14 protein-coding genes and 1 pseudogene are annotated in these 17,848 nt (G+C 57.9%); 6 read left to right on the top strand and 9 right to left on the bottom strand.

Annotated elements, in window-relative coordinates; translation table 11 throughout:
* Positions 1-341 precede the first annotated feature (341 nt).
* Entirely contained in the window at positions 342-1,067 is a 726-nt protein-coding gene (locus Q2M23_RS21990; protein ID WP_069280042.1) for a helix-turn-helix transcriptional regulator, read from the top strand.
* 334 nt (positions 1,068-1,401) lie between these two features.
* Here Q2M23_RS21990 and Q2M23_RS21985 read toward each other — a convergent pair whose 3' ends face one another.
* Entirely contained in the window at positions 1,402-2,127 is a 726-nt protein-coding gene (locus Q2M23_RS21985; RefSeq protein ID WP_225646299.1) for an outer membrane protein, read from the bottom strand.
* A 643-nt stretch (positions 2,128-2,770) separates the two neighbouring features.
* Positions 2,771-3,016, bottom strand: a complete 246-nt coding sequence (locus tag Q2M23_RS21980) for a hypothetical protein (protein WP_316397011.1) — start codon at positions 3,014-3,016, stop codon at positions 2,771-2,773.
* A gap of 146 nt (positions 3,017-3,162) precedes the next feature.
* Between Q2M23_RS21980 and Q2M23_RS21975 the strand changes: the two genes are divergently transcribed.
* The gene (locus tag Q2M23_RS21975; RefSeq protein WP_283848635.1) at positions 3,163-3,294 is read left to right on the top strand and encodes a hypothetical protein; all 132 of its coding nucleotides are present in this window, start codon (positions 3,163-3,165) and stop codon (positions 3,292-3,294) included.
* Positions 3,295-4,103: 809 nt separating this feature from the next.
* Here Q2M23_RS21975 and Q2M23_RS21970 read toward each other — a convergent pair.
* The 7 genes and pseudogenes from Q2M23_RS21970 to nodD1 all read right to left on the bottom strand — a co-directional run bounded on the left by Q2M23_RS21970 (position 4,104) and on the right by nodD1 (position 13,664).
* Positions 4,104-4,478, bottom strand: coding sequence for a NolY (locus tag Q2M23_RS21970; RefSeq protein ID WP_092083564.1), 375 nt, complete (start codon positions 4,476-4,478; stop codon positions 4,104-4,106).
* Positions 4,479-5,602: 1,124 nt separating this feature from the next.
* The gene (locus Q2M23_RS21965; RefSeq protein ID WP_316397010.1) at positions 5,603-6,631 is read right to left on the bottom strand and encodes an LLM class flavin-dependent oxidoreductase; all 1,029 of its coding nucleotides are present in this window, start codon (positions 6,629-6,631) and stop codon (positions 5,603-5,605) included.
* 164 nt (positions 6,632-6,795) lie between these two features.
* A pseudogene (locus Q2M23_RS21960) lies at positions 6,796-7,053 on the bottom strand (transposase); the annotation flags it as partial.
* 940 nt (positions 7,054-7,993) lie between these two features.
* Positions 7,994-9,106, bottom strand: coding sequence for a branched-chain amino acid ABC transporter substrate-binding protein (locus Q2M23_RS21955; RefSeq protein WP_316397009.1), 1,113 nt, complete (start codon positions 9,104-9,106; stop codon positions 7,994-7,996).
* A gap of 342 nt (positions 9,107-9,448) precedes the next feature.
* Positions 9,449-10,162 carry a MerR family transcriptional regulator gene (locus Q2M23_RS21950; RefSeq protein ID WP_316397008.1) on the bottom strand — a complete coding sequence of 238 codons (714 nt, stop codon included), beginning with the start codon at positions 10,160-10,162 and terminating at the stop codon, positions 9,449-9,451.
* A 931-nt stretch (positions 10,163-11,093) separates the two neighbouring features.
* A complete protein-coding gene (gene nodD2 / locus Q2M23_RS21945; protein ID WP_316397007.1) occupies positions 11,094-12,089 on the bottom strand; it encodes a transcriptional regulator NodD2 in 996 nt (331 codons plus the stop codon).
* Positions 12,090-12,719: 630 nt separating this feature from the next.
* On the bottom strand, positions 12,720-13,664 hold the full coding sequence (gene nodD1, locus Q2M23_RS21940) for a transcriptional regulator NodD1 (protein WP_316397006.1): 945 nt from the start codon (positions 13,662-13,664) through the stop codon (positions 12,720-12,722).
* 852 nt (positions 13,665-14,516) lie between these two features.
* Between nodD1 and Q2M23_RS21935 the strand changes: the two genes are divergently transcribed.
* Genes Q2M23_RS21935 through nodS form a run of 4 tightly spaced genes read left to right on the top strand, consistent with a single transcriptional unit; the run spans position 14,517 to position 17,835 of the window.
* On the top strand, positions 14,517-15,149 hold the full coding sequence (locus Q2M23_RS21935; RefSeq protein ID WP_316397005.1) for a NodA family N-acyltransferase: 633 nt from the start codon (positions 14,517-14,519) through the stop codon (positions 15,147-15,149).
* A complete protein-coding gene (nodB, locus tag Q2M23_RS21930) occupies positions 15,146-15,805 on the top strand; it encodes a chitooligosaccharide deacetylase NodB (RefSeq protein ID WP_316397004.1) in 660 nt (219 codons plus the stop codon). Before Q2M23_RS21935 ends, nodB begins: the two co-directional genes overlap by 4 nt.
* Positions 15,806-15,819: 14 nt before the next feature.
* Positions 15,820-17,190: a chitooligosaccharide synthase NodC gene (gene nodC / locus Q2M23_RS21925; protein ID WP_316397003.1), complete on the top strand. Its 1,371-nt coding sequence runs from the start codon at positions 15,820-15,822 to the stop codon at positions 17,188-17,190.
* A gap of 12 nt (positions 17,191-17,202) precedes the next feature.
* Entirely contained in the window at positions 17,203-17,835 is a 633-nt protein-coding gene (gene nodS, locus Q2M23_RS21920; protein ID WP_316397002.1) for a nodulation methyltransferase NodS, read from the top strand.
* Positions 17,836-17,848 lie beyond the last annotated feature (13 nt).

Genomic DNA, 17,848 nt, shown 5'->3' with positions numbered 1-17,848 from the left:
CATCAACATGGCCGTCCCCGCCGCGATCGTCAATCTCGGCAGCGCGCGGCCTGCGAGCCGAGTAGATCATATTGAATGACGTGAACGCTACGTTGTGCGTCGTGCTGTTCAGCCTCGAATGAAGGATAGGCCCGCACCTTGGCTGTTTGGCCGGGACATCACGTCATCGCAGTTGGTGTAGGGCATCGAATTCGGCATGACATCTGAGGCAGCATGCGCTCCAGACTTCACAAACAGCAAACCCAGGAATTCAGGTCATGGAATTGAACTTGGCTCCGCCTGAAACAAGCGCAATTGGAAGCGGCGACACCGACCGGGATCAGCGTCCTGAGCCGCCCGCTATGGACCTGTTTAGCTTTACTGAATGCGCAAAACAGACGCATTCGCTCAGAGCGCTATTCGAGCTACTTGTCAGCTGCGCCACGGAGGAGGGCTTCAGTGAAGTTGCTTACGGCGCCCTCAACTTCGTCGAGCCCCTTCGCCTGGCGGAGTATCCACCCCCGACCGTGGCCGTGAAATGGCCGTCAGACTGGTGCGACCGGTACTTCAAACGCAAGTACCACACCATCGATCCGGTGGTCCGGCGGACGCCAATGCTTTCTAGGCCGTTTTTATGGGATCAACTGGCCGACCACTATCGACTTCAACCTGACGAGAGACGCGTACTGGACGAAGCCAGAGAGGCGGGCCTGAAGCATGGCATGAGCGTGCCGTTGTTTGGGCCGCTAGGCCGAGTATCTGTAGTGTCGTTTGCATCTCCGTCAGACGACGCTGATCCTCAGGATCGCATCGGTCATCTCAATGCATTGGCCTGGCACTTTCACACCGCGTATGGTGAGATCGCACGTCCCTGCAACGATGGCGGTGATAAAAAAGTGGCACTGTCGCAGCGGGAGATCAGCTGCATGCGATGGGTGGCGGAAGGAAAATCGTCATGGGAAATCGGGATGATCCTGGAAATCAGCGAGAATACAGTCAATTTTCATATCAAGAATGCGATGCGAAAGCTTGGCGCCACTAGCCGGATCCAAGCGATCGTTCTGGCAATACGCCTCAATGTTCTTTGAAATCCCAACTCGTTTGAGCAAGCACCGAGCGGCTATCAGAATTGTTGTCGCAGCTTCCGGAAAGTCTAAAGCTGGACAATATTTATCGGAATTGCACGCAGGACGCTAAGACCCAGCGTCAGATTATGAAGCTCGATAACCATCGAAGTGTCGGATCGTGACTTGGACCGCCAGGCCCGGAGTTCCAGTAACCAGGGGCCATCCAGCCAATGATCTGGCTCGGGCTGCTCGAGTCGGACATCGCGAGGTATCGGCGGATGTGACACGAGCGCTTGAAGAAAGAACCCCGACCGACGGTCGGGGCTCACGATAGACCGCAAGCGCGTGGAGGTTGCTATCTACCAAACGCCGGGCCGAATTTGTAATTTAGACGCGCTGTGATGAGATCGACGTCCTGGTGGACGCGATCACCACCGACCGCTGTTGGAAAGGTTACGTTGCTGCCTTGCATGAACAAATGGTCATACTCGACGCCAGCCGACCAACTCGGAGTGAGGCTGACTTCGATACCGGCACCGAGCGCGCCACCCCAACGCACATCGTTGTTTCTGGCAATTTCGGTCCCAGTAGCCACTGAGTTGACGTGATAAGTGTTGCTGGTCACTGCAGCACCGCCCTTGACGTAGAGCAGCACGGGGTCGAACGCATAGCCGACATGGCCGGTCAGCAAGCCGAAAGCATCTGTCTTGGTGCCAATGATGTCTGCCGGGAAGGCGGTGCTGACATTGGAGCCGCTGAAGTCAGCCCAGTTGCCTTGACCTTCAATGCCGTAGACCGTTTTGAAGATCTGCCAGCGATAGCCGATCTGGCCGCCGACGGTAGCACCAGTCGAATTATGGCAACCCTCGGGAGTGATGCCGTTGAAGTCCCAGCAATTGTGGCTCGATCCCCAGCCGCCATTGATACCGATATAGTAGCCGGTCCAGTCGTTGATTGTGGCTACGACCGGCTGCGGTGCCGCCTTGATGTTGACGGGCTGCGCGGCGAAATCCGCGCTGAATGCGGGAGCGGCCGCAGTGAGTGCGCCGATGCTTGCAGTCAGAACCAGCAAATTCTTCATTCGAGTGTCGTTCCTTTTGATGCCGCCCGGCGCGATGCGTCTTAACAAGATCATCGCGAATTGCTGTAACTGCAGCACCACATTGTTTCGGAAGAAATGAGTTGAATCGAACGCCGCGTCAGATTGTGGAGCGTGCAACCGTCGTAGTACGTAGACCTGACCAAGATGCTCCGATCGGTGAGGCGCAAACAGCGAGAAGGCATTTCCGGACCAAGCAGCGCTGAATGAACTGAAAGCCACGAATCGCCCAGCGTCTCCTTCTGCTGATGATGGCCTGCGATGCGACGCAGCCCGTCTGACGTGCCCAATCCGCGTCACTCAACTTCGAAGCGCAAGCTGTACACAACTTACAGGCGGAGGATCGCTGTTCAAGCATTTCGTCGAAATTTAGGTCCTGCTGATAAAGCATGCTCCCGGGGACGACGAACTCATCTTGCCGTCGGCGGTCTACGATCGTGGCCTGGCTGACTGGTATCGTATCGTCAGCAGCTTTGTACCGGCAGCTTTAGTCGAGGGCGCGGTTCAGCGAAGCAGAATGGTCTGGAGGAGGACTTTGACCACGATATTGAGATTGCTCACATGGCGCTTCAGATGAGGGAGAGCTGTCACGTAGCCCATCGTTCCTATAGTGGTGGGAGCAACCCTACTGTTTGGTCGAAAATGCCAATTCTGCGCGCAAGTTGCGTATCGCCTCGTTTGCCAGATGCAAGGCATTCCGTTCGCCGTTTCTTATCGAGCACTCCAGGGCAGCTCGCAAGCGACTATGAAGCACTGCCTTGTGATTGTGCGCCAGGAGCGGATCTTTCTCGACAAAGCGCCACGCCTTATCAAATGCGGTGCTTACGAGAACCTCTGGCGCCTGCACTTGCTCGGATGATATCTGAGTCATCTCAAACTCCTGCGATATCCTGAACGCAAAGAAGTAGCTTGTTCAAAACACCGAGCGCCCGTGATCTATCCAGCTGTGAAGAGGTCGGATCCCTAGGCGTGCTCGCGTGTCGAGCTGATCTCGGCGCTGCGAGCGAATTTATATAGATGCTTGTTGAAGCGCGGATGACCGAACGTGGTGGTGCGCGCTTCAATTCGAATGATTCTGAATCATTTGACGGCAAGTATGCGTTGTCGCGCGCTTCTCTGCTGATTGCCCGCATTGCCTGCTGTCAGTAGTGGCTCGAAGAAATCAGAAGATCGGTCCGGACCAATCGACGCTACAGTCGAAGCTAAGGAAAGACCGTTCACCGCATGCGCAACCTCGAGCTAAGAAGGGGTCGAAGCCAAGTGCTGTCCGTTTTGTACATTACTCGTTTTGTACGATGTCATCTGCTAAGTGCGGGACGCATTCCGGACAGGATTTGTTTGCTTTGTGACATATGTCGGCGGCGTGGCCGTCGTTCTGCTGTTCAATCCCTGCGCGTAACCGATGGCTTGAAGTGTGCGTCTTGTGGAATGCAGTAGAGAAGTGGTGACGAGGTGCAGGGCAATTGTGATGATCTGGTTCGTGTCGCCCTGCAAGACGTCGTGGAGTGGAGATCGTGGGGTAAGGGTCAATGCCGCCGCAACGCGAGTGCCAAACCATTGAGCCAAGCGTCAAACACTAGATCGGACGAGAAGACCTTGCCTGTACGTCGCCGCATGCGTTGCGTTCATTCGCTGTCCGCCGTCGGGTTGGCTGCGGCATACAGAATACATAGCCATGAAGTACTTGATACAGGAGAAGCCCAGCTGAGATCGAGGGGCAAACGGGTCCTCTCCCGCGCAAGATCGCTTAGCGCGACGGGATCCGTTCGAATCCGGTGACGATACTGACGGCTGCAAACGGAAAAAGCAGTGCACGCGACGCGCTCCGCGCGACGACAAGTAAATCCAATCTGAGGCTTGCTGCGGTGCTGGGTACGTTAAACCGCAGCACGCCGTGCCCCAACTCTGATCAGACCCTGATCGCGCCGTCAACCGACGAAAAAACTCGAAATAGAATCTCACTCCGCTGCACGGGAGAGAATCAGGGTAGCGATCTTCAACTGGTTGGCAGGGGTGCGCAGAGCCTCAGGTAAGGCCGCCACCGCTTGATCGAAAAGGCGTCCCAAAATTTGGAGGTCTTCTGGATGATAGACGCCGCGGTCTCGGAGCATCCGCGCCGCCTGCCCGTCGCCATTGCAGCCGCTGGCCCTCGCATCGGCGAGCTGACCGAGCGCTAGCTCCGCATTTATCATTTCGTTTGTGTGTGCATTGAGCAGTCTGACCGCCTCGAACCCGTTACCTTCCTCGCCGACGAGGGCGGCCACGATGTCAAGTTGCAGGTCGATGCGGTGCGTCAGGTCTTCTATGCGTGAATTGGAAGGATCAAGTTCCATGGTGTTGCTCCAGAGTAATGAAAGCGCGCTAGGCAGAGTAAAGAGAATGCGTCGTTTGTCCCGTTAGCGGGGCTGCAGGCGCATGGCTAGAACGAGTTGCGGCTGCAGCTGTACCCTGCTGCAGTCGGTCGAGGGCGGTGCATAAAATGAGATGACCACGGTACAAGTTTGCAGGACGCGAGTGAGGGTTGCCGGCGACGAGCAGCACTGAGCCGGCGAGCCCAGTAAGGATCCCCCACGACGACGACTTAGGGGAGCGCGCAGTGATACTGTGTGGCCGGTCCTGCCACACACATCGACTGCTGTGCTTCCTCGTGGCCTGAGAAAATATGCCTTGCAAATCCGGCAGTCAGATCGCTGACGGCCCTGTACCGTCTGCGAGCCGTCACAGCGCCAGGTTGATCGCGCGGGCAGGAGGTTCAGGGCGATAGGTCCGGTTCGCCTTGGCTGCGAGGGCAAGTCGCCTATTGGAATTCTAGCCGGCGCACGCATGGACCCCAGCCAATAAGAGTTCGTGAGAGCTGATCTTCTCGGGCGCCTTCAGCATGATGACAATTAGGTTTGCGACTAAGCGGTAGATTGCGCGCGCGACGTTGCGATCTGCCATCTGACCAAACGTGGGCGGCGCGTGCCGGGGTTTGCGGGCTAGGGAGGGATCGTTGGGGCAGACACGGGCGGGTGGAGTTGCCCTGCAACCATGCTCAAAGCAAAATGGTTCCATTGTCACACGTGGTTCGCGAAGGATGTTTTCCGGAAATCTGCGATCGACTATGGGACATTTGGTTAAAACCGGTAAAATCGAAAGTTTTGATGGGACGCATCCAACCGGCGGATAGCATACTCGATCGTGGCGGATCTGTTCTTCGATGACGCACAATGCCAACCGCATGCGAATCGAGCCGGCTTGTCATGCCGCCGTTCTCCAAGCCAGTTCACGTCACCTCCGACGACACCGGCAGACCGGCCGCCATGGCGGGTGATCGATGCGACCGTGTCCTCATGGGTCTGCGGACCTCCTGCTGAGTAAGGCAGGAGATCTGAATTCGCCCGTTCTGCAGGACGGCCGATCATAGATAAACGTCGTCGCGCAGCTCCTCTGAGGTGCCAAGATCGGATAGTGATTGTCAGCCAAAGCCAGCGATGATTTCAGATCTGATTGTGGTTGCGGTGTATAGAGAAGCTTCCAACGGAAGGTTCCCGAAGGCAAGCTGGCAAAGTAGGTAGTTGGCACCTGCCTCCTCCATCTGGCTAAGAAGGAGTCGTCGAACGGAAGCTGGCGTTCCGACGACGCATAATTCGCTATCGAGCGCTGCATCGAAGGTCAGCGGTAGGGTGGGTGGCGTCGGAATGGCGTTCAGCTCGTAAACGAACTTGAAGCTCTCGAGCCATCGCTGGTAAGCCATTTCCGCCGCTACATGGGCATCTCGGTCAGACTGCGCGATCACGACCATGCGGAGCAAACCAAGAAACGGCTCCCGATCGTCCGCTGGCGCAATGCGCGCCCGCTGGGAGCGGAACGCATCCGTAATGTTTCGGACCGCTGAGGAGCGGCCCAGGCACGCCAGATTGGCGCCATTTGCAGCAGCCCACTCTGCCGACTCCGTCCGATTGCTCGTGATCCAGGTCGGCGGATGTGGATGCTGATGAGGCCTCATGGTCAAAGGTATTTCGCTCAGCTCAAAGAAGCGTCCGTGATAGGATAGCGTGTGCCCCTTCAGCGCGGCATTCAGGATTTCGCTGGCCTCCTCATAACGCTCTGGCGCCGCGTCCGCGCTGACGCCGAAATAGCCCCATTCAGTCGGCAGCGAACCGCGTCCGATGCCGAGCTCAAGTCTGCCGCCGCTCAATTGGTCAAGCATGCAGATCTCTTCGAATGCGCGCAAGGGATGATAGAGATTGAGCAACATGACCAGCGGGCCAACGCGCAGTCTCTGAGTGCGCTGCGCGACGCTAGATAAAAAAAGATTTGGTGACGGCCCTCTAGCATGTGGTGTGCAATGGTGCTCGGCCAGATGATACGCGTAGAAGCCCAGGGAATCGCACACCTCCGCCAATTTGAGGCGATCTTCGTATTGTCGCGCGACATCGCGGCCGTCGTCGTCCAAATGGTCGAAGATTCCGCACGTTAGTTTTGAAGGAGGGCTGCTTTTCACTTGATCATCTCCGTTCTTGGACCAGGAGTCCTGGGTTGCCTGGTGCCGCCGCGCTCAAAGACGGCTTGCCCGGTATTTGACTGCTCTTGATCCGCTCATTGGGGTATGGTGGCTGAGCTAGCACGAGGTGATTGGGTCATGAGGATCTGCAGTCCTGACCACTACTTTGGCAGAAGCTCGCGGAGCGCCGCCACACCGAGCATGTGCTCGACCAGTAGCATCTTTAGCTTCGCGTTCTCCTCTTCCAGGGCGTTCAGTCGCTTGGCCGCAGGAATGTCCATGCCGCCAAACTTGGCTTTCCAATTGTAGATCTCCGCTTCAGAGGTCCTGTGCCTGCGAGCTACGTCGGCCGCCTTCGCACCAGCCTCATGCTCCTTCAATATCGCGATAATCTGCTCTTCGGTGAATCTTGATCGCTTCATCTGTCCGCCCTTGTTGCGGCAAGAGTTGCTCGCCAGCTGGAGCAAATGCCCAATAAGAGGTCATCTGCCGCGCGCCAGGGCGAAATCTGGGTCGGAAGGTGCTCCAGAAGATTCGAGCTCAATGAAGTATGCTGCAACTTCCCGTCTTTCAGGCCGGATAGGCCAAAGGTTGTCCTTGGCAAAACGGCGCCCAAAGATGCGGACGCCGATAGCTTGGCGGATCACACCGACGTTGAAAATATTCTGTATCGTGTGAATAGCGCCGATTTGTACGTGGCGCCGGGCGGCTTGGCGGCGGCTCGCCCCCAGTTAGATCCGTTCCTTGCAGACCGGCATTGCTGTGCAAGGGTAGCAACAAGCCTCCGACTAAGGCGGCAGATAGCGACAATGAGGTCTCATTGAAGACAAATTTGACGCGCGTCGCGTGGAGAGTGGGATGGCCGGAACGCCAATTGGTCGTCTTGTCGTGCGCAATTCGCGGTGTTTCGCACGGCCCGGCAATGGCCATAGTTTGGAGCGCGCAAGTGCATTTGTCAGCATGCGCACTCAATCGCGCAAATTGTCGCTGCAAATCGAATTTCATGGCTAAGTTCTGCGACTGAACCGCCATTCGCCTAGCCGCTGCAGAAGGCATGGAAGGATTATTTGAGAAAGATCCGGCGAACCAAAGAGGGCAAGCATCGAACTGATCGAGACAAGCTTGGCAAGGTCGAGTAGCAACACTGAAGGTTGGCACGGGTACTATTTGTCTATCATCTGTCGTAACTCATCTGCCTGCGGATCGACGTCAGGCAGCTGTGCGAGAGCCGCAGCGAGCGCAAAAAATGCTCCGAAGGCCGCGAGTATAAGAGAGCACCCGAGTATCGCTGCACTAAGGTCGTCAGGGTGTCTCATCATCTGTGTCCTCGGGTGAATTGTGGCAGGCTACGCATCGCCCCGATCAGTTCTGCTCGACGGCTTCAACATGCCCGTCGCGCCAACGGTAAACGAGAAAGCCAGGAGCCGCGTTGTCTCCCTTGGAATCAAACAGAACTGGGCCGACTACGGTATCGGCCGGGCGCGAACGAAGGGCGTCGGCGACCCTTCGAGCATCGAGCGAGCCGGCCCGCTTCACCGCCTCTGCCCATGCTTGGACCGCGGCATAGGCGTAAAGCGTGTAGCCCTCGGCGGAGAGGTTGGCAGCTTTGAGTCTGGCCGCGATGCCTGCCGCGTTGGCATTCTTGGTAGGGTCGTCCATGAAGGTGAACAACGTGCCATTTCCGGCACTGCTGGTAATGGCCCAGAATTCAGAGGTCATCAGCGGATCGTTCGCCATGATGGTGAGGCCGGCACCCGCTTCCGATGCTTGGCGTACGATCAGTCCAATTTCGGTATGATATCCGCCGATATAGGCTACCCGTACCCCCTCCTTCTTCATCCTTGAGATCAGTGCAGCATAGTCCTTTTCACCAGCCACATAACTTTGTCGAATGACGGAGTGACCCGATCTCTGAAGCTGTGCCGCGACCACATCGGCAATGCCCTTGCCTGCCGTGCTCTTGTCATCGAGCACTGCGATCGTCTCGTTACGGTAGTTTTTGTGAATATGCTCAGCTGAAACGAGCCCCTGTTGGTCGTCGCGGCCGCAGATCCGAAATACCGTCTTAAGACCACGTTCCGTCAGCTGAGGATTTGTCGAACCAGGTGACATTTGAAGGATGCCCGCTTCGTCGTAGACGTCGGAGGCTGGAATCGACGAAGAAGAGCAAAAATGACCAATGACCAGCCGCACGCGCTCTGCTGCGAGCTTGTTCGCAACTGCGACGGCTTGCTTGGGGTCACATGCGTCGTCGACGACAGTCAATATCAGCTTGCTATCTGAAAGTTGGCCCGATGCGTTCAAGGCCTCGACGGCGGCAGCCGCCCCATCGCGCATTTGTGCGCCAAACGCAGCGCTGCCTCCGCTCATAGGACCAGCCACGGCAATATTGACGTCGGAGGCGCGCGTGGTCGAGGCGAGAGCGCTAAAGAGCAGTGCTGCACTTGCAGCCAAAGCGTAGCGCCTACCCAACATTGTAGAGCTCCAATGTTCACCTGAAGTGAGCCGCCTGCGTTGGCGGTCCGACTTGTCTCCGGACGTCGATGCGGTTGCTGCTGCCGAGCGAAGTCGTGCGCGCCAGCTCGGCCACACCGCAACCAGAGCTTACAATGTGACGTTACGTGCGGTTCAAGCTCTTTTTTGAGGATGCGTCTGATCATGGCCCCGGCGGGCGGCTCGACGGGGCCAGGCGTGAAGATCTTTCCGATTGAGCCACGCACTCGGCCGCCGCGCCTGGAGCTCGTGTACGAGGCGTCAACGGCTCTCATCTAGATGGCCAAGACAGAGGGACAATTCCGCGCGCGCTGCGCCAGGGCGTCAGTACGGCTGATCTTCCAAGCCCACAAGGGCGAGATCGAGATACTGCATAAGACTGGGATCCCAACCCGCCAGACTGCGCGGGGCGCTCAACCGCGCAAGGACCTTGAGGATCGTGGAAACGCGTGAATCAGCTCCGGCGATTTCGCCGATTAGCAACCGCGCTGCAACTGCGACAGCCTTTGCTCGCTCACCGCAGGGGTGTTCGCCTCGATCCATACAATCGCGCAGCTCGTCGCGAATCCGACGCCACCTCTCGTCGCGCTCGGCGGCCAGCTTACAGGTGCATCGCGAGGTTTGACTACGCGTCTCAACCCGAGACATGGCCACCAAGGCGGCAGGCAGCTCGTCTACACTGACCTGGACTTCACTGTCCGTCGTCATGTCACGTAAACGATCTCGCAACAGGGTTGCTCGAGCGACTTGAAGCTCGATCCGCTCCAAATGTTTGCGTAGGAGATCAATCAGTGAAGTCGTGCCCTCCATAGCCTTGCGGATCTCGAGAAGGGAGAAGCCAAGCTCACGTAGCGCTCGAATCTGATGAACCCGTTGAACGCTTTCGCGATCGTACATCCGATGACCGCCGTCAGTCCGTTCTGATGCGGCTAGCAGTCCCGTATGTTCATAATGATGCAGCGTGCGTACCGTCACTCCGGTCGCCTCTGCAAGTTCGCCAATGCGCCATCGACGCCTACGTGGTGTAGCTTTGCTCATGTTGTTCAATTTCAAAGCCTACAACCTGACGTCACGTGTGATTCAAGCTATTTCAAAGCTCTAGCTGGATCGTCTTCTATTCCAGCGTAAGAGATGGTGACTATCCTTAGAATGGCTGGCGATCAACCCTGAGGGGAAATGGTGGTCAACAAGTTCATCAGACATGCCAGTCCAGACTCGCCGATCGCTGCACGCTCCAAGATGAGTCTGGCAACCGCTGCGCGATTTTCAGAAGTTCGCATCGACGGCGGTAACGCGGCGATTGCGCTGTCAAAGAGGCTTCCTAAGACAGAAAGTTCTTCCGGATCGAATACGCCGCTGCACTGTTCCAACGTTCAGCTCCTTGTTGTCATTGCGCCAGGGCAGCGCACGTCGTCAAGACGTTTGGCCGCGGTAGGGCCAAAAGAAGTCGGACCGGCGGCGCAGAGCGATGAAGATGCGATGCACTTTAAGGTGATGCGACAAGGCAACACAGGTGCGCGGTGCTCTGCAGAATCGCACGAGCGAGTCCCGCCACCTCCGTAACCGATCGGTGTGAGGGCTGTGCGGCTCGGCGAAAACGAATCGGCCGCGCGCGTTAGGAGAGCTACTAGCTTTGAGAGTAGTCGGCGCGCTCCGAGCCGATCTCAGTCATCTATATATGGCTGCCAGGCGAGGCAGCGTTGTGTAGGGCCTGGCTTGAGCGAGCTTCAGGCGTATGGTGCTTCGTCTCTGATGTGCGGCTCTCTAAAAAAACATGCGACGGGCGGCTTGAGCCGTCGCCCGCATGTCGGTCGCGATACTCATGTGCGAGTTCACGACAGCGTCGTGATCGCGGCTCAGGCAGCGAAGCCGCGGGACTTTCATGAGCAAAGAATGGGTGTCGGCAGAGAAGTCTAAATTGCAGCTGCCGAAACATGCAGGCGGAAATTCGCGTAGCCTGCAAAGGTCCTTACGACAACCGCGAGGCAGCTCTTGCCAAGCTTCCGTCGGTCTCCGCTTGTCCCGAGGCGGAGATCATGGAGCACTCGTCAGGTACAGATGTCATGCGAGCCGCCTCCTGCAACAATATCTCTCGCATCCAGATGCTCTCCGGATCGCTGTTGTGAAGGACGGGCCATTGGACCGCCTCGGTAAAGGTGGGGAATGACTGCGGAAGCTCGGCAATCCGAAGGGGCGCCATCTTTTCGAAATGCTGAACGAGCCTGAATGGCATGGTCCCTATGCGGCTCGTGCCCTCCAGCATGGGCGGGATCATGCCGTAGCTCTGCACGAAAACGTCGATGCGTCGGTTGAGGGCTCGATCGAGCAAAAAGCACTCCTCGATGGGAGGTTTGCGCCCAACTCCGACCTTAACCGCAACGTGGCCCATTGACATATATCGGTCGAATGTAAGCCGTCGCTGCAGCTGCCCGTTCGTGCTGCAGCCAACGCACACAAGCCTGTCCTCGAACAGGGCTATCCGTGGGTGCGCGCTGGACATGAATAGTTCCGGCAGGATAACAAAATCAACCTCGCCACGCCGAAGAAGCTCATCATGCTCATCGGTGAGCGCCACCAGTTCGAAGCTGACGGCGGGTGCCTCTCGTGCGACGCGCTCTACGACATGTCGGAAGAATACGACCGTCATGAAGTCGGAAAGGCCGATCCTGAATCGCCGGGTCGATTGCGCCGGATCGAACGCGTCGCAGGCGATGATGGAGAGTTGGATGTGCATCAGAGCCTCGCGAACGGGAGCCGCCAGTCCTTCTGCGCGTGCGGTAGGGACAAGTTCCCGGCCCCTCATTGCAAACAGTTCATCGCGGAAATAGGAGCGCAGCCGAGCAACAGCTGCGCTCATGGCCGGCTGGCTGAGGTTAATCTTGCGTGCTGCTGCGGTAAGGCTGCGCTCAGTCATAAGAGCATCGAGGGCAACGAGAAGATTCAGATCCAGGCCTTTGAAACGCATATCCAATTATCCGACGCGATCGTCTTTACGGTGCATACAATGAGCGGCAACGGCTGCGTCTGAAGCGGCAGCGCTGGCTCGCCCGAATCAACTTCGTTCGTTTGGCGCGATCGCGAAAAGAAAGCTCGCGGATCATCGCAGAATGGCCGGTAGGGCGACCGGGGCGCCGACCTACCTCTGGACTCGTCGGGCGCCAACCTGATCAAGCTCCGTCGATCCTGGGCCACACTGGCAACTCGGCCTGGTCGAGTTACCAGCCGAAGTGCCTATCGCGTATATTCGCGAGTTGGCCCGATGCGACCCATTGACGTCCACCAGCGCAGCGTTAGTCAGGAGGCGAAACTACAACCTGACGCAGTGTCGGATTCAAGCGGTTAAATTGGCCTCGCCAAATATCATGGTACCCGACGACGTGAGTCCTTCCGGGGTGCCGGATCGTGCCCGCAGGACACGCGTACTAAACGACATTTCGTGAAATCATGACGTGCGCGAGCCGGCGGTCCATTGGCGGCTCGCGCGCGCACTTTGCAGCATGGCTGTACGTGACGCTGAATTGAGAAAGCCGGCAGGCCCGCCGAATGATCGGGTATGGTATGATTGTATTAACCGCGGGGGCGGCTTGTGGTGAAGCTAGCTGCGCCTGCGCGCTGTGGGTTCCCGATGCCCAGATGCCATGTTGGATGCCTCCTCCAGCAAGATCCGCCGCATCCAGATGCTCGCCGGATCAGTATTGTGGAATGCAGGCCACTGCACTGCCTCCGTGAATGCAGGCAGGGGAAGCGGTGGCTCCACGATCCGCAAGGGCATTCGCTTTTCGAAATGTCTGGCAAGACGTAACGGCATTGTCCCTATACGGCCCGTGTCCAACAATATGGGCGGAATAAGGCTGAAGCCCTGCACAACGACCTCGATCCGTCTTTTCAAGCCGTGCTCGAGCAAAAACCATTCTTCGAGGTTGGGCCTCAGCGCCCGTCCGAACTTGGCAGCAACGTGCCCCATAGAATTGTATTTCTCGAAAGTAAGTGGCCGCGATAGCTGCTTGTTCGTGCGGCATCCCACGCACACGAGGGTCTCTTCGAATAGCGTCGCCTTCGGATGCGCACTCGACATGAACAGTTCCGGCAGAATGAGAAAGTCGACCTCGCCGCGGCGGAGCAACTCACCAGGCTCATCGGAAAATGGCAGCAATTCGAAACGCACCGCGGGCGCCTCCTGCGCGATACGATCGACAATCCGCCGAAAAAACACGATTGTCATGAAATCGGAGAGAATGACCCTGAAGCGTCGGCTCGACTGAGTCGGGTCGAACGCATCCTGAGAAATGATCGAAAGTTGGATGTGCAGCAGGGCCTCGCGAACCGGACCCGCAAGCGCCTCCGCGCCGGGTGTTGGGACGAGCTCGCGACCTCTCATCGTAAACAATTCATCGCGAAAATAGCTGCGTAGCCGCGCGATCGCAGCGCTCATAGCGGGCTGGCTCAGGTTAATTTTACGCGCCGCCGCCGTGAGGTTGCGCTCGGTCATCAGAGCATCGAGCGCAACGAGAAGGTTTAGATCAAGTCCCTTGAACCGCATGTTGTGGGTCTATCCATTGTGTGGATGTGTTCTATCGAAACAATCGATTTTACCAAATTGCGGAATGTTGGATAGCAAACATCAGTTTGGAAAATGAATTAGGCATACCACGATGGCTGCTGGTCGCACGCGAGCTCGAAGAAGAACTCCTGGACGTGCGAGCGGCCACCGAATCGGTGTGAGCCGTGGGTACTTCTGCCGGACGCGAATTGCGCCGTTTCCCTGTGCGACGAGCACGCGATGCGACCCTAGGCAGGTCTCGCTAAACCTTCGTATGTGTGTTCCATCCCTTTCCATATCGGCGGTTTACCCGCGTACACTTGAGGGCGCGCTCAGCCTCGCCTTAGTGTCGCGATCAAGCGGCAGGCGCAGATTGCGGATGCCAGATATTTCCGGCGACCGGCCAAATGGCTCGCCTGTTCATCGCAATTCAAGGCGTGTCGAAGATGCATAGGACCGAAGTTGAACTGGTGCCAGTCGCGTGCGCCCTCGATGAGCTCGCACGCGTCGATGGCCGGCCCCCCGATGCGGTAGCGTCGATCGTGATCTTGGACACGGCGGAGCCCCTCCATGGTGCAGATAGGTTATGGGCAATCCAATCGCCTCACTGGGATGTCCGGGCATATGTCGACCATGGCATTGGCCGGAACGACGCGCGCGAGCTGCGCGATCGTCTCGCCGCTAACGGGGGCGCCATTCCGATTCGGTCTGCTCTCGCGCGGTCTGGCGAGGAGAGCCGAGCTTGGATGCCGCATGTCAGCGCGTTTCAGTGTTGATCAGCGGTTCGGCGAATAGCGAGTTGCTTACGTGACCATCTCCGCTCTCAACGCCACTGGCGTAGGAAAGCCCGCCATGAATATTGCTGTGTGCCGCTCCGCGGAAGATCCTTCTGCGCGCTCTCAAGTCCAGTGGAACCTTCGCTGGGAAAACGAGCTGCAGCTCGCCGATCATGCCGAGCTCGCCGACTTCTTCCGTAAGAGCTACGGGCCGACCGGTGCGTTCAATGCGCAGCCATTCGAAGGCAATCGAAGTTGGGCCGGTGCAAGACCTGAGGGCCGCGTAATCGGTTACGACGCGCGCGGCGTCGCCGCTCATATCGGCCTACTGCGCCGCTTCATCAAGATTGGCGGCGTCGATCTTCTCGTGGCCGAACTGGGACTATATGCGGTGCGTCCGGATCTAGAGGGGCTTGGAATCAGCCACTCGATGCGCGTGATGTATCCTGCGCTGCAGGAGCTTGGGGTTCCGTTCGGCTTTGGTACGGTCCGGCCCGCGCTTGAGAAGCATCTTACCAGACTGGTCGGAAGGCAGGGGCTGGCAACCCTCATGTCTGGCATTCGCGTCCGCTCCACCCAGGCAGATGTCTACCCTAATTTGTCGCCGATCCGCGTCGAAGACGTGCTCGTGGTGGTGTTCCCGGTTGGACGCTCAATGGGCGAGTGGCCGGCCGGAATGATTATCGATCGGAACGGACCCGAGCTGTGAACGAACTCATCCCCCTATCTGCGGTGCGGCGCGACTACGGTGACGTCAGTGGAAGTCGCTCGGTCTACTTGACCTTCGACGATGGACCCAATCCATTCTGCACGCCGGACGTCCTCGATGTGCTGACCCAACATCGGGTGCCGGCGACGTTCTTCGTCATCGGCACGTACGCGGCCGACCAGCCCGAACTCGTTCGGCGAATGATCGCCGAAGGGCATGAGGTTGCAAACCACACGATGACGCATCCCGATCTGTCCCGATGCGAACCGGCGGAGGTCCACGATGAGGTGCTAACGGCGAGCAGGGCGATTCGATTGGCATGCCCGCAGGCTCTGCCCAGGCACATGCGGGCCCCCTACGGCATATGGACCCAGGACGTGCTTGCTACTTCAGCCAAGGCTGGCCTCGCAGCTATGCACTGGTCGGTCGATCCGAGAGATTGGTCGCGCCCTGGGGTTGATAGCATCGTGAACTCGGTGCTGGCGGCTGTTCGCCCGGGTGCAATTGTGCTCCTGCACGACGGATATCCTCCCGGCGAGGAAAGATCGTGCACGGATGCCACTTTGCGTGATCAGACGGTGAGGGCGCTGTCATATCTGATTCCGGCACTGCAACGGCGCGGGTTCGAAATCCATCCGCTTCCTCAACTTCACTGAACAACTGGCACCCCATGGATCTGCTCGCTACAACCAGCGCTGTCGCCGTTTCGTCTTATGCGCTGCTCTCGACCGTCTACAAGAGCGCGCAAGCGCTTTACGCTCAGCCGGCCAATACCCCGCAGCTGCAGGACGATCTAGGACAAGCCGAGGTGGCTCTGCCCAGCGTAGATGTCGTCGTGCCCTGTTTCAACGAGGATCCAGACACACTCTCCGAATGCCTCGCGTCGCTTGCGAGCCAAGACTACGCTGGAATGCTGCAAGTCCATGTCGTCGACGACGGATCAGCAAATCGCGACCTTGTGGCGCCTGTACATAAAATCTACGCGAACGATCCGAGGTTTCGCGTCATTTTGCTTGCCAAGAACGTCGGAAAGCGCAAGGCGCAGATTGCAGCGATACGAAGTTCTTCCGGCGATCTGGTGCTCAACGTCGACTCGGATACGATACTTGCCGCCGACGTGGTAACGAAGCTTGTATCGAAGATGCGGCACCCCGAGGTCGGCGCGGCCATGGGGCAATTGGTGGCCAGCAATCGCAACGAAACCTGGCTGACCAAGCTGATCGATATGGAATACTGGCTGGCCTGCAACGAGGAGCGAGCGGCCCAGGCTCGATTCGGCGCGGTGATGTGCTGCTGCGGCCCATGTGCGATGTATCGTCGCTCGGCGCTCGCGATGCTGCTTGATCAATACGAAACGCAATTCTTCCGCGGAAAGCCAAGCGATTTCGGCGAGGATCGTCATCTAACGATCCTGATGCTCAAGGCTGGATATCGAACCGAGTATGTTCCCGACGCAATCGCGGCCACCGTGGTGCCTGACAGCCTTGGGCCATATCTGCGACAGCAGCTTCGCTGGGCCCGCAGTACCTTTCGGGACACGTTTCTTGCATTGCGTTTGCTGCCCGAGCTCGATGGCTATCTCACGCTAGATGTCGTCGGACAAAATCTCGGCCCCTTGCTTCTCGCCTTGTCGTCGCTGGCTGCACTCACTCAATTTGTCATCGCGGGGTCGGTGGCCTGGTGGACAGTACTGACGATTGCGGCAATGACGATGGTCCGTTGCAGTGTGGCGGCATTCCGTGCTCGCGATCTGCGTTTTCTCGGCTTCTCGCTCCACACGCCCATCAACATCTTCCTCCTGCTGCCGCTGAAGGCTTATGCGCTTTGTACATTGAGCAATAGCGACTGGCTGTCGCGAAAGGTCATCGTGACGAGCGAAGCAGAGAAGAAGGCTGTCATCCCGCACGCGACCGCCGCAATAAGCTCTGCAAGAAGCGGGGCGAGCTCCGGTGCAATTCGCAAGTCCGAGCGTTCGCACCTTCCATCGAGTGTGGCCGCGACCGAGATTTGCGGTCACGATCGATCGAGCGCCTACAAGTAGGTTGAACGCCCCATGACGCCGGACAACAACAACTACCAGCTACTGGAACGCGAGTTGGCTGTCGACGATCCATGGCGTCTGGATAGTAATTCGTTCGAGCAGGAGCGCTATGCGCAAATGCTCCGGATCTCCCGTCGCAACGGGGATGTTGCGCATGCACTCGAGGTCGGATGTGCCGCCGGGGCATTCACCGAAATGCTGGCGCCCCATTGCCAACTGCTCACCGTGGTGGATGTCATGCCACAGGCGATTGAGCGGGCGCAGCAACGAACCAAGAGGTGGTCACATATCAGGTGGAGAACCAGCGACATTAAGCAGTTCTCGACGGCTGATCAGTTCGATCTGATCGTCGTAGCCGAGGTTCTCTACTACCTCAAGGACGTCGCCGAGATGCACGCCGCCATCCGCAATCTGTCGGGTATGCTTGCACCAAATGGCGCTCTGGTGTTCGGATCGGCACGTGATGCCACGTGTCGACGCTGGGGCCATGCTGCCGGCGCAGAAACGGTGATTGCTCTCTTCAAGGAGAGTCTATTCGAGGTCGAGCGTCTGCATTGCCACACTGAGTCGGTCAACGAAGACTGTTTGCTCGTGCTGTTCCGGAAGCCGACGAACTCGTCAGAGCAACCAAATTTCGGTCATTAGGTCAGGGGGTCGT

The sequence above is a fragment of the Bradyrhizobium sp. 33ap4 genome (assembly GCF_032654765.1).
GTDB classification, from domain to species: Bacteria; Pseudomonadota; Alphaproteobacteria; order Rhizobiales; family Xanthobacteraceae; genus Bradyrhizobium; species Bradyrhizobium australafricanum.
The sequence above is the reverse complement of the archived record's forward strand: the minus strand, read 5'-3'. Positions and strand labels throughout refer to the sequence as shown.